Here is a 19,325-nt window from a genome sequence, read left to right on the forward strand (position 1 = left end):
GACTGTGACTCGTTGTTCTGAGTGCTTGTCCGTGTCAGCGAGGGCGTATATTAAGGATCTACAGATTTAGTGCAACCCTTTTCTGATGTTTTTCCTGAAAAAGACCAGAAAAGATAAAAAAACGTCAAATCCGTATACTTATGATACAAAACCGTCATACCACTGACACAAAAAAGGCGCCGAAGCGCCTTTTTGACTCATGTATATCTAAATCACTTAACCTCTAAAACTTGCGCTTCGATTTTTGCTTTCCACTCAGCGGGGCCTGTAATATGAACTGATGTCCCTTTACTGTCCACAGCAACGGTAACAGGCATATCAACAACATCAAATTCATAAATCGCTTCCATCCCTAATTCAGGGAAAGCAACTACCTCTGCTTTTTGAATTGCCTTGGAAACAAGGTAAGCAGCACCACCAACAGCCATCAAATAAACCGCACCAAACTCTTTAATTGCTTCAATAGCAGTTGCTCCACGCTCTGCTTTACCAATCATACCAAGCAGACCGGTTTTAGCCAGCATGGTATGAGTAAATTTATCCATTCGAGTCGAAGTGGTTGGTCCTGCTGGGCCAACGGCTTCATCTCTTACTGGATCAACAGGGCCAACGTAATAGATGAAACGACCATTTAAATCTACAGGCAGCTGCTCCCCATTTTTTAGCATCTCAATCATTTTCTTATGAGCAGCATCACGTCCAGTTAACATTTTGCCATTTAGCAGAACTGTTTCACCTGGTTCCCAAGATTTAACATCTTCCGGAGTTATTTCATTTAAATTCACACGACGAACACTCTCACCCACTTCCCATGCAATATCAGGCCAATCATCTAAAGAAGGAGGAGCCAAGTCAGCAGGGCCATTACCATCCAAAACAAAATGTGCATGACGCGTTGCAGCACAGTTAGGAATCATAGCAACTGGCAATGAAGCCGCATGCGTTGGGTAATCCATGATTTTCACATCAAGAACTGTTGTTAAACCACCTAAGCCTTGCGCACCAATACCTAGATCATTCACTGCTTCAAAAATTTCTAAACGCAACTCTTCCAATCTATTTTGAGGGCCTCTTTCTTTTAACTCGTGAATATCAATAGGTTCCATCAATGACTCTTTGGCCATTACCATGGCTTTTTCCGCAGTACCTCCGATACCTATGCCAAGCATCCCTGGAGGGCACCAGCCCGCCCCCATAGTAGGAACGGTTTTCTTTACCCACTCAACAATGCTATCTGATGGATTTAGCATCGCCAGTTTTGATTTATTTTCTGAGCCACCACCTTTAGCCGCGACATGCACTTCAACCGTATCACCAGGAACGATCTCCATATGAATAACCGCAGGTGTATTGTCCTTAGTATTTTTTCTTGCGCCCGCTGGATCCGCTAAGATGGACGCACGCAAAACATTCTCAGGTAATTTATAGGCACGGCGCACACCTTCATTAACCAGATCAACAACACTCTGATCCGTTTCCCATTGAACGTTCATACCAACTTTGAGGAAAACAGTGACGATACCAGTATCTTGACAAAGAGGACGTTTGCCTTCTGCGCACATCTTAGAATTAATCAGTATTTGGGCCATTGAATCTTTTGCCGCTTGACTTTCTTCACGCTCGTAGGCTTCGTGAACCGCTTTAACAAAATCAATTGGATGGTAGTAAGAAATAAATTGCAAAGCGTCCGCAACGCTGTCAATCAAATCTTCTCCACGAATTACAGTCATATTCATCTCCTCAGCTCACCTAATAATTACATTGCAGGATGTTAAAAGAAGCAGAGCAAGATGAAAAGCTAAAGACGACTTTTTTGTATTAAAGACTTAAGTTAATGCCAGAACGACAATCATTAACATTTCTCCCATGCTAACCACATACCTTTATCCATTAAAAAATTTGTCTCGTGTCGTATGAAACCTTATACTTCTTGGTTTTAATAATAGTAGGCTTTTGAAGACATGAAGCAGTACGACCTTTATGGTATTGGCAACGCCCTTGTTGACATAGAAGCCAGTACAACAGAAGTATTTTTATCTGATAATAATGTTATCAAAGGCTGTATGTCATTGGTTGATGCCTCTAGGCAAAACCATCTTTTATCGAATTTACGTAGCCAAATTGAACACAAATCCTGCGGCGGCTCTGTCGCCAATTCTACCATTGCTACCGCCAACTTCGGTGGGAACTGCTTCTTTTCATGCGTGGTTGCTGATGATGAAATGGGACGTTTTTTTCATCGAGATTTGCACCATAAAAAAATCGATACCAATCTTGATTCTCAACCATTAATTAGTGGCAACACCGGAACCTGCCTAGCCATGATCACCCCTGATGCCGATAGAACCATGAATACATTCTTAGGAGTCGGAGGGCTTGTTGGCATTCAACACATCAATGAAAACGCAGCAGCACAATCTAAAGTCATTTTTTTAGAAGGCTATTTGATCAGCTCTGATTCTGGCTTAGCAGCTATGCAACATCTCATTGATATATCAAAAAGCAATAAAAGCATTTGTGCCATTTCTCTTAGCGACCCAATGCTAGTGAAAAGCTTTAGAAATCGCTTTATTGATATGATCAAAAGCGGTATCGATTTGATTTTCATGAACGAAGAAGAAGCATTTGCATTGTCCGAAACTCGAAGCATCGATGAAGCCTTCAACTGGCTCAGACAGAACTGCTCTACTTTCATCATTACTTGTGGCAAAGAAGGGTGTGTTGGATGGGATGGGAAACAAAAACTTCACACTAGAGCACAGAAAATCAATAAACTTGATACCATTGGCGCAGGAGACATGTATGCAGGAAGCTTCATATACGCAATAATTAAAGGATTGAGCTACCAAGAAGCGGCTGAGATTGCGTGTTATTGCGCCTCACTTATTGTTGGTCAGTATGGACCAAGATTTGAGAGCAAAAACCTTAAGAAAGCCAAATTATTTCTAGAGAACTACCAACAACTAACAGCTTAAATAAAATACGACCCTAATTGAGTTTATATATTCAATTAGGGTCTATGGTAATTGTTCATTAAGCAGGTTTACATTACTTTAGAGATCAACGACCTAATAACACTATTGGGGGACGTAAAGTCTCTAAAAACCAATGTTGCTGCGCTCAACCAAACCAAACAAGCCATAATAAATAAAGTACCAGCATCATCACCTATGATAGCACCCGCAACATCAAATACAGGCTGCACAACACCTAAAGGCGTCGCCAGATGAAAGAAGATAGCGCCAGTCATGACTCCCACTCCAATTAAAGCACCAATTGGATTGTACCGGGTCACCAAGATAATCGACACTATAAGCTCCGTAATACCGACCATATACCCACCATAAACACCAAACCAGTCAAGTCCAGACCACTCCCCTAAAATACCAAAAATATATTGCGTCTCAAATGAATTGCTAAATTTAAAAAACAACGACTGAACAAAAACAAAAATAATAAACGCAGACAGAACAGTCTTCAGTGTTAAATAGCGTTTGACCATATTCTTAATTCCTAACTTATAAAACGGCATGTATTTTCAATTAAAAGAGGACAACAAAATAGTAAGACAAAGCAGCTATTATAAAGTTTCACGTCGATACAATAATAAAGTAATGTCGTCTTGTTGAGCTTCATTGCCTTTATAATTAACAATTTTATTTACAAGAGAGGTGTGAGCATCAGACATCAGTTTCGATTCATTGAAGCTATCAATATACATACGCTCCAATCTTTCATCACCTAACATAATGCCTTGATCGTTTTTTAACTCGTTAGCACCATCTGTTGCAATGAGAATCGTATGTAAATAATCCAAATAAAAAGCATCCACACTGTCATCAAACTCAGCATCTGACAGCACCCCTAAAGGCACATGATTAGATGAAAAACGACTAGTTATTGTACCATCTGTAATTAATGCATCCGGCATACCACCACCCCAATAGGTCACTTCACCACTTGGCGTAATAAACAATAAGTAACCCGCGCAAAACATATGGACAGGCAAAACCTCATACAAAACGCGATTAATTTCACTAACAATGGTTTGTAAAGGAAGTTGTTGCTCTACCGCATCAAAAAACACTTGAGTCACGGGTAACGCACCTATTGAAGCCGCTAAACCGTGACCAGTAAAGTCACCAATAAAAACCAAACGGCAACCATCCAATCTCTTTTTAACTAAAGCGATGTCACCATTAAACGATGTAGCAGACAATCGAGTAACTTGGAGGGATTTGTCATCGGAATCATTATGCCTCTGGGCATGACTTAATACTTGTTTCGCCATGCTGTGCTCAAGTTCTGTTTTTTTATGATAAAAGGTTAAGTCTCGATTTTTACGATACAGCTCTTGAACCACTAATACATGCTTGACATGGGTACTTAATCGAGTATTAAAAAGAACCTCGTTAAACGGCTTTGGAATGAAATCATCCCCTCCAGACCTAAAACAGTTATTCATTGTGAAATCATCTAAGTTTGAACTCAGAAAAATAACAGGGCAAAATCGCTCACCTGACGCCTGTTTTATCTTACTCACGAGCTCAAAAGCTGAGCCACCGTCAATAATGCTGTCAATGACGACAATATTAGGTGCTAACTCTTGAAATGCTTCCCACGCCGCATCAAAATCAGAAGCAACATAACTGGTCAACCCTTTGCTGTCGGCACACCAAGTCACTATCTCTTGATAGATGGTCTGGCTGTCGATGATTAGCAGTTTCATACTGTCCTTTTACTCAATCACAAACAATTTATCAAAACGTGAAATCTTCAAAATATTACTGATAAAATCATTGGCGCCACTTAGTTTAATCGTACACCCCTCACCCACTGTGCTTCTCATGCTAAGCAACATCCCCAAGGCGGCACTATCCAAATACTCTACATGACTTAAATCAATCGTATAAATTGAATACTGCCCTACTAAATTAATGTATGACTCTCTAAAATCACTAAATAAAGAAAAGTCGAAGCTGCCTTGAATACGAATAGCAACACTTAACCCTTCTTCCTCTATTACAATCGATATACTCATGTTTTTTTTCGATAAGCTCAGCTTATTCTCCTCCTAGACAATTTGGCGATTCAGGCACAGCATTATTCTTGATACCCCATTCTTTGGATGTATGCAAATGCATAGCAAGCGCATGAAACTTGGGCATAACAGAAACCAATGATTTATAGATAGCTTGATGCCTTTGTACTAGGCGCTTCCCTTCAAAATCATTACTAACCAAAACCAATTTAAAATGGGATTCGCTGCCTTCAGGAACATTATGCTTATAACTTTCATTTTCTAAAAGGATGTACTCACAATCGAAACAACGATCTAACACTGCAAGTATTTCATTTTTTATTACATCACTCACTATTACTATACCTCATCAGAGTTAAGATCAGGAGTCATACTTTCCAACTGGACATCTTCGCCTGCAAGTAGTTTTTTACCTTTTGCTTGCGGATAAGCCACATCGATTGAGACGGCCCCTCCCTCTCTCCATACACTTATTATCGTTTCCATATTTGCGGCCATGACAGCACGCTTATCATCTGGCGCCGCTGCAATCACCTGCAAACCAATGTCTTTCATAAAGCCCATACAAGTAGAGGTTTTCGCCATATCAATTTTATTAAACGCTTCATCAAACATTGCAAGAGAGAACCCCCCATCGACCTTACCTTCCAGTGTTTCTTGTAGACGGTAGGTTGTTGACAATGCTGCCGCAATGGCAAGATAAAATGGAATCTGATGCTCACCACCAGACCCTGTTTGAATTCGTTGACTCAAAGTAGTCTTTTTATTGCTATCGGCATCTAAAATATCCACTTCAAAGTTATAGAACTTACGATAATCCGCTAAATCTTGCTGCTTGTCTTCATCAGTGATCAATTCTTGAATTGCAGAAATGGCCATAATATGACCACTCTCTTGAGCCATTGCTGGATCAAATAAACCACCAACATTTGCTTGGTCTTGCTTACTAAACTCTTCAACCAAGCTAAGTATGTCTTTCATATCCCCGTTAGGATAATAGCGGAATTGGTACATTTCTTGGTTAAATGGTCTTCTCTTAAGACTATTATTAAGCTCCTTAATAATATGAGCAACTTGATCCAGTGAGTCTTTTAACTTAGAAACATAGTCACTACGGAACGTTTCTTCTGCCTCTCTTCGAGCCAATTCAGCACGTTTAGCGTATTTGGCCAGCTCAGTCTCCGACAATACGGAAATTTGATGAGTAATATACTGTTCAAATTCTTCAAATTTCGACTCAAGATAATCAAGCTGAATATCATCATCTAAGTCAGCTTGATGGAAACGAGCATAGTAATCGGCCACTTCTTTTCGTACTTTCTGATCAAAGTTTCGCGCTTTTTCTTGTGCCTTTTCGGATCGACTCATTGCCTCTTTATAAATGGCAGACCCACTGCCCATACTAGATTCAAGCAATTCATAACGCTCACTTGCATACTCAGCATTATAGAAAGGATGACTTGTAAGGCGAGAGCGCTCTTCATCTAATGAACTTAACGCACTGCCTAACTGGCTCTTTTGAGTGTTTAAACTACCATATTGTTCAGAGATAATTTGACGCTCTCTGTCTAGTTTTTTCTGTTCTAACTCTACTTGTGCCAATCTCGCTTTTAATGCGTCTATTTTACTTTGAAGCTCGGTATCATCTCGCTGCTGCAAAGACTCAATTTCTAGATTGATACGCGAAATTTCTTGTGATGCAGTAGCAAGGAGTTCCTGAGAATGAGAAAGACTGCCAGACTCAAATTGATTATTGGCCAATAAACGCCCTAACAACTGATCTGTCTGCTCTAGACGTTGGTCATTCTTCAAATGCTGCATCAGCTCATTTGTCAAGTTAGCAAGCTGCCCCTCTCTTTGCTGCCTCATTCCCTCAGTATTCACCCCTACCATCATATGGGGGACAGAGCGAATGGTCGAAATAGTACCTGCTAATTTCAACATACCGTCAGACGTCATCGCACTGTCTTCACGTAATAATTGGCGCTCAGTCTCGACAGGTCTTATCCCTCCCAAACGTCTATTTAAATACGCTTGGGCGTTATCATCATTACAACGAATAAATTGCAGCACAGAATTTCGATCGCCGCGACTTAACCACAAGCGTGTTTGACTTGTATCGATCACTCGACAACCCATTAACTGCTTTCTGTGAGTTCTGAATATTTTGATCGCCTGTTCCGCGTCATCAGGATCAACGATTAATGCTTCCCTCTGCTGGCCTAGATAACCTTCTATAGCATCCTGCCATTTCAAATCAGTCACTTCTGCTAAATGGCTTAAAGGCGTTGCTTGTATACCGGATTGCTTAAGCAACGAGATCAACCGTTTGGTATTTTGAGAAAGAGGGCTACTACCGCCCTTCAAAGAAGACACATCGTATTCTAGTTGTTTACATTCGTCTTTCAGGTGCAAAATAGTTCGATGAATTTCGGTGCGTTTTTGAAATAAAGCGCTCTTTTCCTCATCAACAACTGCATTTAATTTAACCAATGTTGACTCAAATTTTGTTAAATCGCCAAGCGCACTAGCATCCGCTTGTAACATACTGCCATACGGTAAACAATCGTCAGCTACCGTCTTTAAATTTGAAGAAATAAGATCTTCGAACGAAGACAGAGTTGCTAGCAGCCCCATTAACTGCTGGGTTTGCTGCAAAGTTTTGCTTTCCTGTTGAATTTGACGTGTTAATAGGCTCTTACTTTGATCCAGTTGCTGCAATTTGAAACCAACATCGGAATTTTCAAATTGCTGTTCTAAACGAACCAATTGCCCCTGAAGTTGCTTAAATAATTCACTCTGTGTTTGCAATTCCAACTGAATTTCATCTTCACGCTCTTGTTGCATTTCAAACTGATCTTGAATTTCATCTTGCTTAGAGCCTAATTCATCAAACCTTGCTTCTGTTGCTATCCATTGATAATTAACAACATTTTGCTCATGCTGACGTTTTTTATCACAGTCTTGTACTATTAAATTCAGATCATCGATTCGCTTTGAAACTTCTTGAGTTTTCGATTCTAATTGTCGATATTCAAGCAGAGATTTTTGATAAGCCCCCACTTGAAGAGGCGCTTCCGCCAACACAAAATCTTGCACAAACCGTGTTGGTGATGCAATTGGCACAAACTTAAGAGCATTCTTGAAGTTTTTCAAGAAGCTGTCCAGCGTAATCAGCCTATCACTATTTGGACTCAATTCTTCTAGATAACGATTTATGAATTGTGTTGCCGATGCGCTACCCGATTTAATGTAAGGGTTTATACAACTTTTCTTTAACGACTCTCTGACTTCAAGCCACGTTTTGGCTTTAAAACTCACACCTTCAAGCGCATCAATAAATTCACTCTTCCTAGCGCCATAATTTGATAAGACAAAACGGCCTAAAATATCTTCTTCTGGAGAAGCTAACGAGGCGGACAAACACAGGCCAACAGTACTTTCTTTTCCAGTATTAGAATCTTCAAACACAAGCGCTAAATAACTGACCGCATCCGGTCTAGGCTGAGGGCCAAACGTTTTAGTATTTGCCTGACCGGCATCAATCATACCCAGTATATAGGATCGAATACTACGTCCACTGGCCTTACCATCGTTCGCACTCGCATTGTAATTTAGATGGCGCTTACTGGCCCCTGTTAACACAGTTTGAATGGCATCTAGTAGCGACGATTTACCAGAACCTGTTGGGCCTATAATCGCTGTATTACCACGAATTTCGATTTCTTCCGCACCCAGCAAGTACCAATTAACTAAAATAATCCTATTTAATTTTTTCATTTAATTACCTAATCACTCGCTGATTGACAATGTGTCAGAATCGACTTCATTGGACATGTCATCGTCTTCTGTGTCTTCATCCGATACAGTAAAGGACTCAAGTTGACGTAAATACGCTTCCGTGACGATCAAACGCACAACTGGAGTAATATTAACCATAATATTCTTAGCATCTTCTTCAAATGCCTTGCCGCGTATAATGACACCGTGTCGGCTCAATAAGGTAAGAATGTCTTTAAAGCGAGTTTCATTAGGAACATCACGTTTTACTAATTGAACAAAGCGTTCAAGAATTGCATTGGTATGCGTTGATACAAAGCCATTATCAACTTCAAAGTTCTCAATTTTCTCTTCGTACAACTGTCGTAACACTAAAAGGAACAATGTTTCATCTGCCTTTAAACGTAAAAACGCTTCTTTCTCTATTGGTAAAACACCACTCAGTCTTTCATTTTCATTGACGTACAGCTTCATTCCCAAGGCTTCAAATAAGCGACTAAAATAATCCTGATAAGACTCAATCAATAAATAATGCTTACGTTGGCCGTGCTTATACGCGCTCGCAAACTGGTTTGCTAAAAGAAAGTTGGCCGTATGCTGAAATTCTTTTACATCTTTCCCTGATTCTTCAGAGACCTTTTTCAGTTCTTTTAGCATACTTTACTCCGACGACAGACAACAAACTCACGACATTCAATAAAGTCATGAACATCAACATATTTATTAGTAAAAGTCACATCAAACTCTTCTTCAATTTGTTTTGCATTGACACCTAAAGAGCCTACATATCTAAGATGGTCAAAACAGACAAAATCTTCAACGCTGTCAATTGTAAAATCTAAAATGTGCTTTTCTTCTTTTGATCCTAACTGACGCTGGGCATAACTCTGTAATTTGGCAACGGTAACTTGTCGAGCTTCATGAAAACGACGATTGGAGTCACGTACAGACAATGCACCTTGGGATACAACAGCAGGCGTGATAACACGCGGTAAAGGAGGCTCTCTTCTCTTCATCGGTGCCGCAGCAGACTCCATGCCTACAATTCGACAACCTACGATATTCTTCAAAACAGGTAACTGTGTTTTTATCACAGCCTCACTAATAATACCCGCGATTTTATTGGCCATCCCGGGACGAGAACTGTCCATATAGCGTGCCGTATCGGCAGCACGTTTTTCGAGTCGATATCGATATTCGTCAATACGCTCTAATCGTTGCTCAATATTAGAGAAGGTTTGAATAATCGTTAAGCAATCACTCTCAACCATTGCACGAGCCACTTCAAAGGAAATGACTTGCTGGTCAGCATAACATTTAGATATTTTGCTAAACATGTCCTCGTCGGATAAAAAGTCTTGGGCAAGTTCTAAGATTTTTCGACGAAAACGAAATGGGTTATTGCTTGTCTTTAATGTTTTATAATCGGCTATCAAAATCCCATCAACAAACAAATCAAAAAAACCTGCAACAATGGCTTTTGGGTCTTTATTTGCAAACAGCTCCCTTTGCAGACCGCGAATACCTAATAAAATCTGGTTCAGATGGGCCGAAAAATCACGACATGCCGCAGCGGACTGATTTAATGTCACCCCTCTTTCTTTTGGGTGATTAAATACAGACTCTAGGTTACTCAAAATACTTAGGACCGTGGCGCCATAATTACGTTTGCCATGACGGCTAATTTCAACCAACGCCTTTAGGAGCATGGATATCTGTGGAGACATCAACACGCTGATATGGTATAGCTCTTGTTCTTCCACCAGCCACCCTGTATTGACCAGTCGATGATAAATTCTTAGTGCATATTCATGAATGGTCTTAGGGGAATCAAAGGCATCTTTGTGATCTTCTTGCCAGCTCAACATGTCCATTTTATGCAGGCTGTCTTCAATCGACTCTACAATCGTCGATTTTTCTTTTATCGGGTCTTCAGCATAATCATAAAAGACGTCCGCCAAATCAATCAACACCTGTTCGATCAGTTGCCTATTAGAGCCAGCTAGAGCCTGAAAAATCTCATCAGGTAGATATTTAAAAAGCATTGATAATTTTCCTTTGGTGCAATTTGAAGCATACTGAATAAATCACTGCGTCTCACCTAAATGCCCCTTTACAGCATCAACCATTGCTTTTTGTATGCGATCATCGTCACCAATAGGTGCTAACAATTCAATCGATAAATCATCCCTTTGTAGATCTTTTATCATTGCAGGTACATCATGACGTAAGTGCCTGCCCACCGAAAAAAACAAGGGTAATACCGCTACTTTTTTAACAGACGCATCCAATGCATTAATTGTGCTTTTCAACGAAGGTTCAGAAAGCTCCATATACGCCAAACTGCATTTTTCTCTTGGAGATGCCGACACAATTTTTTCGTATATTATTTCAAATGGCAATTTCCAGAGCGGGTCCGTGCTCCCATGCGCTAATAAAATAACATGGTCAAATCCTGAAAAAGTCATATAAGCACCTAAGCAATTGTATTTCCTTCATTTTAGCGGTCATTACACATAAAAAGAAGACTCTATATCAAAAACCTACCTTTCTCTTATAAAGTTTTGTTTTTAATTGCATTTATAAATATGAGGCAAGCTTATTACTTGAGTTCAAGGAACAAAAAACAATTCGATCTGTCTTCGTGGCGAAGCATCAAACTTTTCTCAATATCGGTTTACCATTATCGTCATCCAATGAATGCCTGCAAGCAGGAAAGTTTATACAGCCCCAAAAATGACCACTCTTTCCTATTTTTCGAACTAAAAAGTGCCCACACGCTCTGCATGGGTATTTTTTACTTTCTTTAGGCTTACCCTCTTCATCTTCAAGCGTTGTAGAACAAGCTGGGTAGTTTGAACACCCCCAGAACACCGATGATTTAGTCCGTATTTTTTTAAGAACTGAACTGCATGAAGGGCATAAATAACGGATTGACCGAACCGGCTTCCCATCAACATCACTTGCAGAATAGTCACAGGAAGGAAAACCACTACACCCCCAAAAAACGCCACTTTTACCCGTTCTCTTTATCAAAATATTTTGACATTTAGGGCATTTATAACGAATGTAAGGAGCAATTACCTCAACGTCTTTCTGTAAAGAAAACTCATCCTCCCATGTGTGTGGTGTTGTTTTTGAGCGTTCTTCATTATCAGACATTATTATTTCATCCAGCCCACTGACCGTTTTATTTCACACTTTTTTCAGCGCACTCTTCTTTTTTCAAATCGCAGTCATCGCCTTTTACACGATCAAAAAGATCAGATGCACTTTCACCTACTTTCTTCGCTTTATCCCATAAAATCTCACCGGATTCTTTGGCTCTTGCACTCGCCTCGGTGCCGATCTCAGACCCTTTTTCAGCCACATTATTGGCAGTCTCCACGGCAACCTCTTTTACTTTCCCAAAAAAATTGCCCATGGCATCAGCCGCTTTATCAACCGCCTCATTTGCATGAGAAACACTTGCGCCCATCCCAACAACACAGACACACACCAACACTGAAGCATTTATTTTTTTCATTAGATTAACACCTTAATAAAAATACACACTGGTTTAAACATAGAGTGACAGCTCTTTTATTTCTGTCAATTTAGGGATATGAGGATACGATGCAAGATCACTTTCACTCACCTGCTCATGATCCCAAGTAAATGCATATGGGATATGGATAGCGTGTGAACCAATATCCAATATAGGAAGAATGTCAGATCGAAGAGAATTACCTATCATAAGAAACTCTGATTTCTTAATTTGATAACGCGACAAAATTTCTTCGTAGGCTTCAGGCGTTTTATTACTAACCACTTCAACATAATCAAAATAATGTGCGACACCAGAACGAGAGAGTTTACTTTCTTGATCAAGCAAATCGCCTTTGGTTATAACCATCAACTGGAATTGCCCTTGAAGTTGCTGCAAGATCGATTCTATATTAGGTAAAAGTTCAATAGGCTCAGACACCATTGCTTTCGCTAATCGAATAATTTCATGAATTTCTCTTCCCAGAATTCGACCTTCGGTTAACTCAATGGCCGTTTCAATCATAGACAAAGTAAAACCTTTAATACCATAACCAAATATCGCTAAATTACGTGTTTGAATAGCAGACAGATGCGACTTTATATAGTCTTCGCTATGATAATCCAACAGCAGGCGAATAAAGTCTTCTTGAGCGGCCATGAAAATTTCTTCATTACGCCAAAGCGTATCATCTGCATCAAATGCAATGGTTTTGACTTCTTTCCAATTAATTTTATCCATCAAGAAACACCCCATTGCTTCGTATTTTGTTTAATGAGCTCGCAGTATAAATTAACTTGATCGTCCGAATCATTAAGCGCGGGAATGTAATCATACGCTTCGCCTCCACATTCTTTAAATTCATCCCCAAGCTCGAAGGTAACTTCTTCCAATGTTTCCAAGCAATCCACCGCAAACGCAGGGCTGATCACATTAATACGTTTCAAACCTTTAGCAGGAAAGGACTTTAACGTTTCATCGGCATACGGTTTCAACCACTCTTCTCGACCAAAACGTGATTGATACACATGAGTCCATTCACCATCATTTAACCCTAGTCGCTCAGCAACCAACTTGCTGGTTAACTGACAGCGTCTAGGGTAAGGATCACCATTATCTGCATAGCGTTTAGGGATACCATGATACGACAATACTAGATGGCGCTTCTCGCCCTGCTTCTCCCATTGTTTTTTGATCGATTCCGCCAACCCATTGATATAGAGTGGATGATCTGCATAGTCTTTAATCATCATTAAATCAGGCCAACTTGGGCATTTTTTCAAACTGGACATCAATTTGTCATAGACAGCAGCAGTTGTTGTTGCTGAAAACTGCGGGTACATAGGAAGCACTAATATTTTGTCTACTTTGGCTTTTCTTAGCTCGTTCGCCCCAGCAAGAATGGAAGGGTTACCATAGGTCATGGCATGCACTACTGAAATCTCATGTTCCAAAGAGGCATTAAGCTGGCTGAATACATTGTCTCTAAGCTTTTTACCTAACACATACAATGGCGATCCTTCATCCATCCATACTTTCTGATACGCTTTCGCCACTTTTGCTGGACGTACGTTCAAAATAACAAGATTCAGTATTGGCTGCCAAAGAAGTGGAGAGAGATCAACAACACGTGTATCCGAAAGAAACTCTTTTAAATAACGCTTCACCGCTGCGGGTTCAGGTGCATCAGGCGTTCCCAGATTCACCATTAAGACGCCTGTTTTTGGTGCCACTAAAGTTGTCATAAATGCCTTATATTAGAACTTGAATTTCCCATAGTATAAGACATTTACATCGTAAGCTTGTAGACTATTTATAAGAAAATCTTAGACACCTTATCACAATACTCTTTTCTCAAAATACGAAACACACCCTAATTAGTCGCGTTCAAGAGCGGCTGAAACACCTCCTACACAACATAGGAAACACAGACGCTTGAACAAAACACAAGTAGAGCTTCAACATGTTTGAACGAGATATTATTTACCCAACTCCCAATGTTCATCAATTATGTCGGATTCACTGGCACTGTGAAACGTCACGGTAAACCAATCTTCCTTTTTCCCTGCAACAGGGAAATGCCACGTGTTTTCAGGAACAACGTCCCAGCTTTCCTCAAAGGAGAGCCCTTTAGTTTCGCTAGGGCTAACGATTTCACACTCTTTAAATGTCATATCAACACCACCTGGAGAAGCGGAAAAAATAGAGCCTTCTCCTTTAAACGATACCAGTCTCTGAATACTATTACGATGAATTTCAGGGCGAGGCATTTCACAACCTGCGCGCAAAATAAAGACCCGACATAAGCCCACCATCCCAGATTGCTGGTCGGTCAGCTTGTTTGAAAAGTAATGAATTGGAATATTATAAGATGAAAAAGGCAAGGAATACTCTGCTTCTTCAAAAACAGAGAGTGCATTTTTAAACCCCAATTCTAGAAGAACTTTAATATCAGGGTCATTAAAAACTAAAGAATGAAGCTGCTTAATTAACGCTGCATCGGAACTACTGACTTTTGGCAAAACAAAATCCTCCCATTAAAGGCTGAGTGTGGCCCATGAAAAACATACACCTTTTACTTTTATGATTATTTAGTTGAGGGTGCATTTTCATTAATGAATTTTGTTTGGCCCTTTACGAACCAAGTCCTTACCATTATCAAAAACGCACTGCGTCACCCAACGACCCAACAACAATTTATGATTATCATCTAGTACTGCGACAAAAGGACGGCCATCTGCATTATTTGTAGCCAACGCGATACCTCCAACATTCTTTAAACCCAAACCACCATTTTCTATTCTCAAAAGAAACGCCTCTAACTCATCTAACGTTTCGATTACTTCGTTATCATTAATCATAAAAAACCCTTCATTGATACATTAATCACCTTAGGATACCCGTTGCGGTAATGACGTTAAAGAAAAGCAGATCTAATTTTTTAGTCACTCGCTAGTTTATAAGATTAGTACTCAAGGTATTTCCCATGATTTATATACACATTACCGTTCACAGCTAAAAGCCAACACGATCCTCTAGGTAAAAAATATATGTGGAAAAGTACTACCAAGATAAAATGATATGTTATAACATAACAAAATGTTAGTAATTTAAGGCAAAAAAAATGCAACAAGGACTCATTAAACAAGATCCATTCCCAGAATGGGAACAACCAGAATGAACCTTATCAATAAAACACCCACATCTAATATGAATACTTTTAATGGCAGTGAAGCAAAAACTCGAAGAGCCTCTCAAGGCAATGAACCCGAAATCTTTACCGACATCTACCGTGAAGACACGAATATTGCTATTTGGCAAAGAGAGTTAACTGAAACATTGAAACAATCGGTTGATGCTTTTTTACAATCAAATGCCGCATTTCAAGCATCAATGACGGTGACACCACAAAGTGCACTCTCAAGCATCAGCGAAGCACTCGGAAATAAAGTATCGCTTGAGCTAAGCAAAAACATTTCCGAACTAGTAGATATGTTTTGCTGCCTCTTCGAACTGCAACGTGTAGGGCTACGATTAACCGTACTTGATCGTGCAATGTGCCCTAGATTTCATGTTGATAAAGTAAACTGCCGCTTGGTCACCACATTTCAAGGTGTTGCTACTGAGTGGTTGAGCCAACAGTCAGCGGATCGTTCAAAATTAGGAATGGGAAGCAATGGCCAACCTGACAACCAATCCGGCTTATATAAAAGCCCACAAGACATTCAACAACTTAACTGTGGCGAAGTGGCGTTATTAAAAGGTGAGCTTTGGGAAGGAAATGAAAATGCGGGACTGATACATCGCTCTCCCTCTCCCCCAGAAGGTGAACGTCGCTTACTATTAACACTTGATTTTAGTTACTGATTTTTATCTATCTAACAATGCAGTCACTATAGGATACGGATCTTTTTATAGGATCAAAAAAAGATTCGTGGCCTACAACTGAGCAATAGACACCAACCAAGCTGGTGGTTTTTATACGGGCCTTGCACAAGAAGTGACAGGGTGTGGACTCAGAACAATCACATGGCTGTTCTGTATTGCCTCTTAACTGATTGAAATAGTATCGATTGGATGCTGGTTGAAATATATAAATTAAGGGCTTTTTACCTTTAATTACGCAATAGCCTCAAGCCCTTTTTTTCAGCTAGTGATAACATCTTTAACGCGGCACCTCTTGGGAAGCTGACACCTTGTTCCCATTTTTTCACTAGCTTATCACTAACATTAAAATACTGCGCAAACACAGGTTGAGAAAGATTGTATTTCAATCTTAAATCCCGTATTTGAGTCGGTGTAAATTCATGAATACTCGTTAAACACAATGCATCAAATTTTACACATTGTCGTTTTGTCAATCACTCCCGATTTTTTAAGCCCTTTAGCCGTTCTATGAACGGATTTTAACATGTCACTCATTATATTCGCCCACCACTATTAGCTCACCAGATTGGACAAGCTCATTTAATTCAGCTTGATCACAATCAAGAAACACTTTAGCTAATTCTACCAGCGCTAATTTTTCTTTAGTATTAATTTAGCCCTGGCACTTTAAGAAAAAACACAATAAACGCGCTTCAATCCAATCACGACAGTGCTCGAAACTTTTCCCTCTTACAACATCTTCGCCACATAGAAAAGCACGGCGAACGCATCAACTGATGCAATGATAATACGGTGTGTCAGACAAACTGACTTGTTGGCTTCTGGCTCTTGGCATAATTCTGCCCTCATCCTTGAGTTTGAATTTTTAGTTTAGACAGTGATTAGAGAAACATCAATAATCACGCCTATCCTATATTTTTTGAAACCTTAACTTATTGAAATATATAAATTAAGTTAATGGGTGTCTTTGATTACCGTTCGAAATCTTCCTTTGAACTCGACGTGCCGTCTAACGCCCACATTAAGGGGCCTCTTAAGAGTTAGTTTGCTAAAATGTGTAGCGAAGCGAAACCGAACAAACTGTAGCAAGTCCCATTTTAATTGCTTGTTAGCTGTATACTACGTCAAACATACTTGTGCAAGCAATACCGAAAAAGAACAACCAAGACAAGTGTTTACCATGAGAAAACACAAGTGAAATAACACCACTTAATGCGAATACTATTGTGATAGTTACAAGAATTTCAGAGTGTATATTACCGCTTGGATTGGATAAGAAATAAAGTATTGCAGAGAAGCCCCACCAAGCAATGGTAGTCAAGTGCCAAGCAAACCTTAAAACACGTTTAGTAAACCAATCACTACCAAGTAACTTGGGTAAGTTGTTACGTTTAAATAAACGAATCAGGATATATTTTTCACCGAGATAAGAATGAATTAACCCAATAAAAAGTAATAGAAAAGAGCCTACGAGCAACATGCCTGTCTCCATACAGCTCATGAAAAATCATGTCGCTGATACGAGTTATGTCCAACAGATACCCTAATTGTTGAAATAAAGTCATATGTTAAACACTTGATGAATTCACGTATAACCAAAAGGATACTCCTTTAAAGCCCTAATGCCAGTGTAATTTGCGCATTGGAGCATAGAGTAAGTGCTTCAAACTGACACTTTTTTTAGCATTTTACAATATTAACTCCATAGGTTGAAAATTAATACCACCTTTGTTTTCTGTCGATTCAGGTTCTCTGAACCCAAAACTCTTATATACGGGAACAGCATGAATAGAAGAGCGGACTGTGTAGCAATTTGAGCTTACATTTAAAATAGCATAATTTTTTTGAAATGCCTTTACCTTGATATCTTTTGGCAACAAAGAGATGGTACAAATGGTTTTTACTCTTTATTGATATATACCCGATGATAGAATTATTTTTCAAATATACGAAGTTAGTAAATTCATCACTTGATAGGCGTCGCTCAAACCCTGAAACCTCTAAGGTTTTCGATAATCATGACGGAAGCGAAGAACCTTTATCTTCCAAGTATTGCTTATAGGTAAAATATCTGTCGCAAGCAAAATATAAATAAACAAGAGCTTCAACTTCTTTGCCGAACAACTTTGAAATATCTTTTCGACGGTCAAGTGATACCATTACTTCATTAAAATCAGCAGTACCATATGCAGTATGAAACAGGCCCGCATCACAGAGAGTTTCAGATGCATCCCATTCACTTAGCAGAGAATATGTACCTTCTAAATGACTGATAAGACTTCCATTTAAATGCTCAAAATCTCCAGCACCTAAATCACTTAATTTTTGAAACTTTGATTCCATATCCGAACCCTATGCATAACGCCGCGGTAAGCTGCGGCTATGTAGTTGGTTGTGGCAGCGTAGCGACCGCCACATAAACAAGCGACGGAATAGCCGTCAGCTTGACCGCTTGTTATGAGTATTACTCGAATTCAAGGTGCTCAGGCAAGTTACTATTCAGAGAATACCAAGACGCCTTTTGAGAAACCCAAATATGATTCAGTTCTTTCGAATTAGGATCATCATCTAATGAACCTAAACGTAAAACAATATGCTCAGTACCATCTTTTTTTGCGTATATTTGAGTCGCACAAGTTGGACAGAAATATCTATTCTTACCAGGAGATGATTCATAGCAACCTAAAGTTACATCGGAAGCCAAATTAAAATCTATATCTTTAACACCAGCAACACTTGAAAATGCAGCCCCATGAGCTTTACGACAAGTTTTACAGTGGCAATGAACTATGTCGCCAATATTACCTGATATTTCATATTTAACATTACCGCACAAACAACTTCCGCTTACCATTTAAACCTCGATATTGGATTACTCATAACGCCTCATTAAGGGGCGAGAAATAGTTGGCTAAAATGTGTAGCGAAGCGAAACCGAGCCAACTGTTATGAGTCCCGCTTGAACGACTTGTATGGATAATAATCCCACAAAGTAATTATTATTTAAACTAGGTTCGGGTAATGTGAGGCCCAAGCTTTGGCTGCAACCAAAGCCTTTTATACAGTAGTTCGATTGAGCGAAGGCTCCTC

The 19,325-nt window shown here is 39.6% G+C and carries 22 protein-coding genes and 2 pseudogenes; 2 read left to right on the top strand and 22 right to left on the bottom strand.

The window, feature by feature from the left end; translation table 11 throughout:
* Window positions 1-212 precede the first annotated feature (212 nt).
* Window positions 213-1,730: a fumarate hydratase gene (locus ACMUMJ_RS15940; protein WP_414679841.1), complete on the bottom strand. Its 1,518-nt coding sequence runs from the start codon at window positions 1,728-1,730 to the stop codon at window positions 213-215.
* 231 nt (window positions 1,731-1,961) lie between these two features.
* On the opposite strand from ACMUMJ_RS15940, the gene ACMUMJ_RS15945 reads away from it, so the two are divergent.
* On the top strand, window positions 1,962-2,975 hold the full coding sequence (locus tag ACMUMJ_RS15945; protein ID WP_414679842.1) for an adenosine kinase: 1,014 nt from the start codon (window positions 1,962-1,964) through the stop codon (window positions 2,973-2,975).
* 68 nt (window positions 2,976-3,043) lie between these two features.
* Here ACMUMJ_RS15945 and ACMUMJ_RS15950 read toward each other — a convergent pair whose 3' ends face one another.
* From ACMUMJ_RS15950 to ACMUMJ_RS16015, 14 genes are all read right to left on the bottom strand, one after another.
* On the bottom strand, window positions 3,044-3,502 hold the full coding sequence (locus tag ACMUMJ_RS15950) for a hypothetical protein (RefSeq protein WP_414679843.1): 459 nt from the start codon (window positions 3,500-3,502) through the stop codon (window positions 3,044-3,046).
* Between the two features lie 78 nt (window positions 3,503-3,580).
* Window positions 3,581-4,729: a SpoIIE family protein phosphatase gene (locus ACMUMJ_RS15955; RefSeq protein ID WP_414679844.1), complete on the bottom strand. Its 1,149-nt coding sequence runs from the start codon at window positions 4,727-4,729 to the stop codon at window positions 3,581-3,583.
* Window positions 4,730-4,738: 9 nt separating this feature from the next.
* The gene (locus tag ACMUMJ_RS15960; protein ID WP_414679845.1) at window positions 4,739-5,041 is read right to left on the bottom strand and encodes an STAS domain-containing protein; all 303 of its coding nucleotides are present in this window, start codon (window positions 5,039-5,041) and stop codon (window positions 4,739-4,741) included.
* A gap of 22 nt (window positions 5,042-5,063) precedes the next feature.
* Window positions 5,064-5,375 (bottom strand): BolA/IbaG family iron-sulfur metabolism protein, encoded by a 312-nt coding sequence (locus ACMUMJ_RS15965; RefSeq protein WP_414679846.1) that lies wholly within the window; start codon window positions 5,373-5,375, stop codon window positions 5,064-5,066.
* Between the two features lie 5 nt (window positions 5,376-5,380).
* A complete protein-coding gene (locus ACMUMJ_RS15970; protein WP_414679847.1) occupies window positions 5,381-8,821 on the bottom strand; it encodes an SbcC/MukB-like Walker B domain-containing protein in 3,441 nt (1,146 codons plus the stop codon).
* Window positions 8,822-8,833: 12 nt separating this feature from the next.
* On the bottom strand, window positions 8,834-9,478 hold the full coding sequence (locus ACMUMJ_RS15975) for a DUF4194 domain-containing protein (RefSeq protein WP_414679848.1): 645 nt from the start codon (window positions 9,476-9,478) through the stop codon (window positions 8,834-8,836).
* A complete protein-coding gene (locus ACMUMJ_RS15980; protein WP_414679849.1) occupies window positions 9,472-10,866 on the bottom strand; it encodes a Wadjet anti-phage system protein JetA family protein in 1,395 nt (464 codons plus the stop codon). The genes ACMUMJ_RS15975 and ACMUMJ_RS15980 overlap by 7 nt, the downstream gene beginning before the upstream one ends.
* Before the next feature lie 42 nt (window positions 10,867-10,908).
* On the bottom strand, window positions 10,909-11,289 hold the full coding sequence (locus tag ACMUMJ_RS15985; RefSeq protein WP_414679850.1) for a sirohydrochlorin chelatase: 381 nt from the start codon (window positions 11,287-11,289) through the stop codon (window positions 10,909-10,911).
* 187 nt (window positions 11,290-11,476) lie between these two features.
* Complete coding sequence (locus ACMUMJ_RS15990; RefSeq protein ID WP_414679851.1) at window positions 11,477-11,983, bottom strand: DNA topoisomerase family protein; 507 nt, start codon at window positions 11,981-11,983, stop codon at window positions 11,477-11,479.
* A 28-nt stretch (window positions 11,984-12,011) separates the two neighbouring features.
* Window positions 12,012-12,347 (bottom strand): hypothetical protein, encoded by a 336-nt coding sequence (locus tag ACMUMJ_RS15995; RefSeq protein ID WP_414679852.1) that lies wholly within the window; start codon window positions 12,345-12,347, stop codon window positions 12,012-12,014.
* Between the two features lie 33 nt (window positions 12,348-12,380).
* Complete coding sequence (locus tag ACMUMJ_RS16000) at window positions 12,381-13,088, bottom strand: HAD family hydrolase (RefSeq protein ID WP_414679853.1); 708 nt, start codon at window positions 13,086-13,088, stop codon at window positions 12,381-12,383.
* Complete coding sequence (gene hemH / locus ACMUMJ_RS16005) at window positions 13,088-14,092, bottom strand: ferrochelatase (RefSeq protein WP_414679854.1); 1,005 nt, start codon at window positions 14,090-14,092, stop codon at window positions 13,088-13,090. The genes ACMUMJ_RS16000 and hemH overlap by 1 nt, the downstream gene beginning before the upstream one ends.
* Before the next feature lie 234 nt (window positions 14,093-14,326).
* The gene (locus ACMUMJ_RS16010; protein WP_414679855.1) at window positions 14,327-14,869 is read right to left on the bottom strand and encodes a hypothetical protein; all 543 of its coding nucleotides are present in this window, start codon (window positions 14,867-14,869) and stop codon (window positions 14,327-14,329) included.
* 90 nt (window positions 14,870-14,959) lie between these two features.
* On the bottom strand, window positions 14,960-15,208 hold the full coding sequence (locus ACMUMJ_RS16015; protein ID WP_414679856.1) for a hypothetical protein: 249 nt from the start codon (window positions 15,206-15,208) through the stop codon (window positions 14,960-14,962).
* Between the two features lie 316 nt (window positions 15,209-15,524).
* Here ACMUMJ_RS16015 and ACMUMJ_RS16020 point away from each other — a divergent pair, with 316 nt between their 5' ends.
* The gene (locus ACMUMJ_RS16020; protein WP_414679857.1) at window positions 15,525-16,214 is read left to right on the top strand and encodes a DUF1826 domain-containing protein; all 690 of its coding nucleotides are present in this window, start codon (window positions 15,525-15,527) and stop codon (window positions 16,212-16,214) included.
* 248 nt (window positions 16,215-16,462) lie between these two features.
* Here the strand turns inward: ACMUMJ_RS16020 and ACMUMJ_RS16900 are convergent, their stop codons facing one another.
* From ACMUMJ_RS16900 to ACMUMJ_RS16050, 7 genes and pseudogenes are all read right to left on the bottom strand, one after another.
* Complete coding sequence (locus ACMUMJ_RS16900; RefSeq protein WP_527195827.1) at window positions 16,463-16,597, bottom strand: helix-turn-helix domain-containing protein; 135 nt, start codon at window positions 16,595-16,597, stop codon at window positions 16,463-16,465.
* A gap of 317 nt (window positions 16,598-16,914) precedes the next feature.
* A pseudogene (locus tag ACMUMJ_RS16025) lies at window positions 16,915-17,070 on the bottom strand (transposase); the annotation flags it as partial.
* Window positions 17,071-17,343: 273 nt separating this feature from the next.
* On the bottom strand, window positions 17,344-17,715 hold the full coding sequence (locus ACMUMJ_RS16030) for a hypothetical protein (protein ID WP_414679858.1): 372 nt from the start codon (window positions 17,713-17,715) through the stop codon (window positions 17,344-17,346).
* Between the two features lie 208 nt (window positions 17,716-17,923).
* Entirely contained in the window at window positions 17,924-18,067 is a 144-nt protein-coding gene (locus ACMUMJ_RS16035; RefSeq protein WP_414679861.1) for a GNAT family N-acetyltransferase, read from the bottom strand.
* Window positions 18,003-18,221, bottom strand: a pseudogene (locus ACMUMJ_RS16040) (GNAT family N-acetyltransferase); the annotation flags it as partial. The gene ACMUMJ_RS16035 and the pseudogene ACMUMJ_RS16040, both read right to left, overlap by 65 nt.
* 30 nt (window positions 18,222-18,251) lie before the next feature.
* The gene (locus ACMUMJ_RS16045) at window positions 18,252-18,578 is read right to left on the bottom strand and encodes a DUF6817 domain-containing protein (protein WP_414679859.1); all 327 of its coding nucleotides are present in this window, start codon (window positions 18,576-18,578) and stop codon (window positions 18,252-18,254) included.
* A 121-nt stretch (window positions 18,579-18,699) separates the two neighbouring features.
* Window positions 18,700-19,089: a GFA family protein gene (locus ACMUMJ_RS16050; RefSeq protein ID WP_414679860.1), complete on the bottom strand. Its 390-nt coding sequence runs from the start codon at window positions 19,087-19,089 to the stop codon at window positions 18,700-18,702.
* Window positions 19,090-19,325 lie beyond the last annotated feature (236 nt).

Origin of the sequence: Marinomonas phycocola (genome assembly GCF_047525455.1) — a bacterium.
Taxonomy (GTDB): domain Bacteria; phylum Pseudomonadota; class Gammaproteobacteria; order Pseudomonadales; family Marinomonadaceae; genus Marinomonas.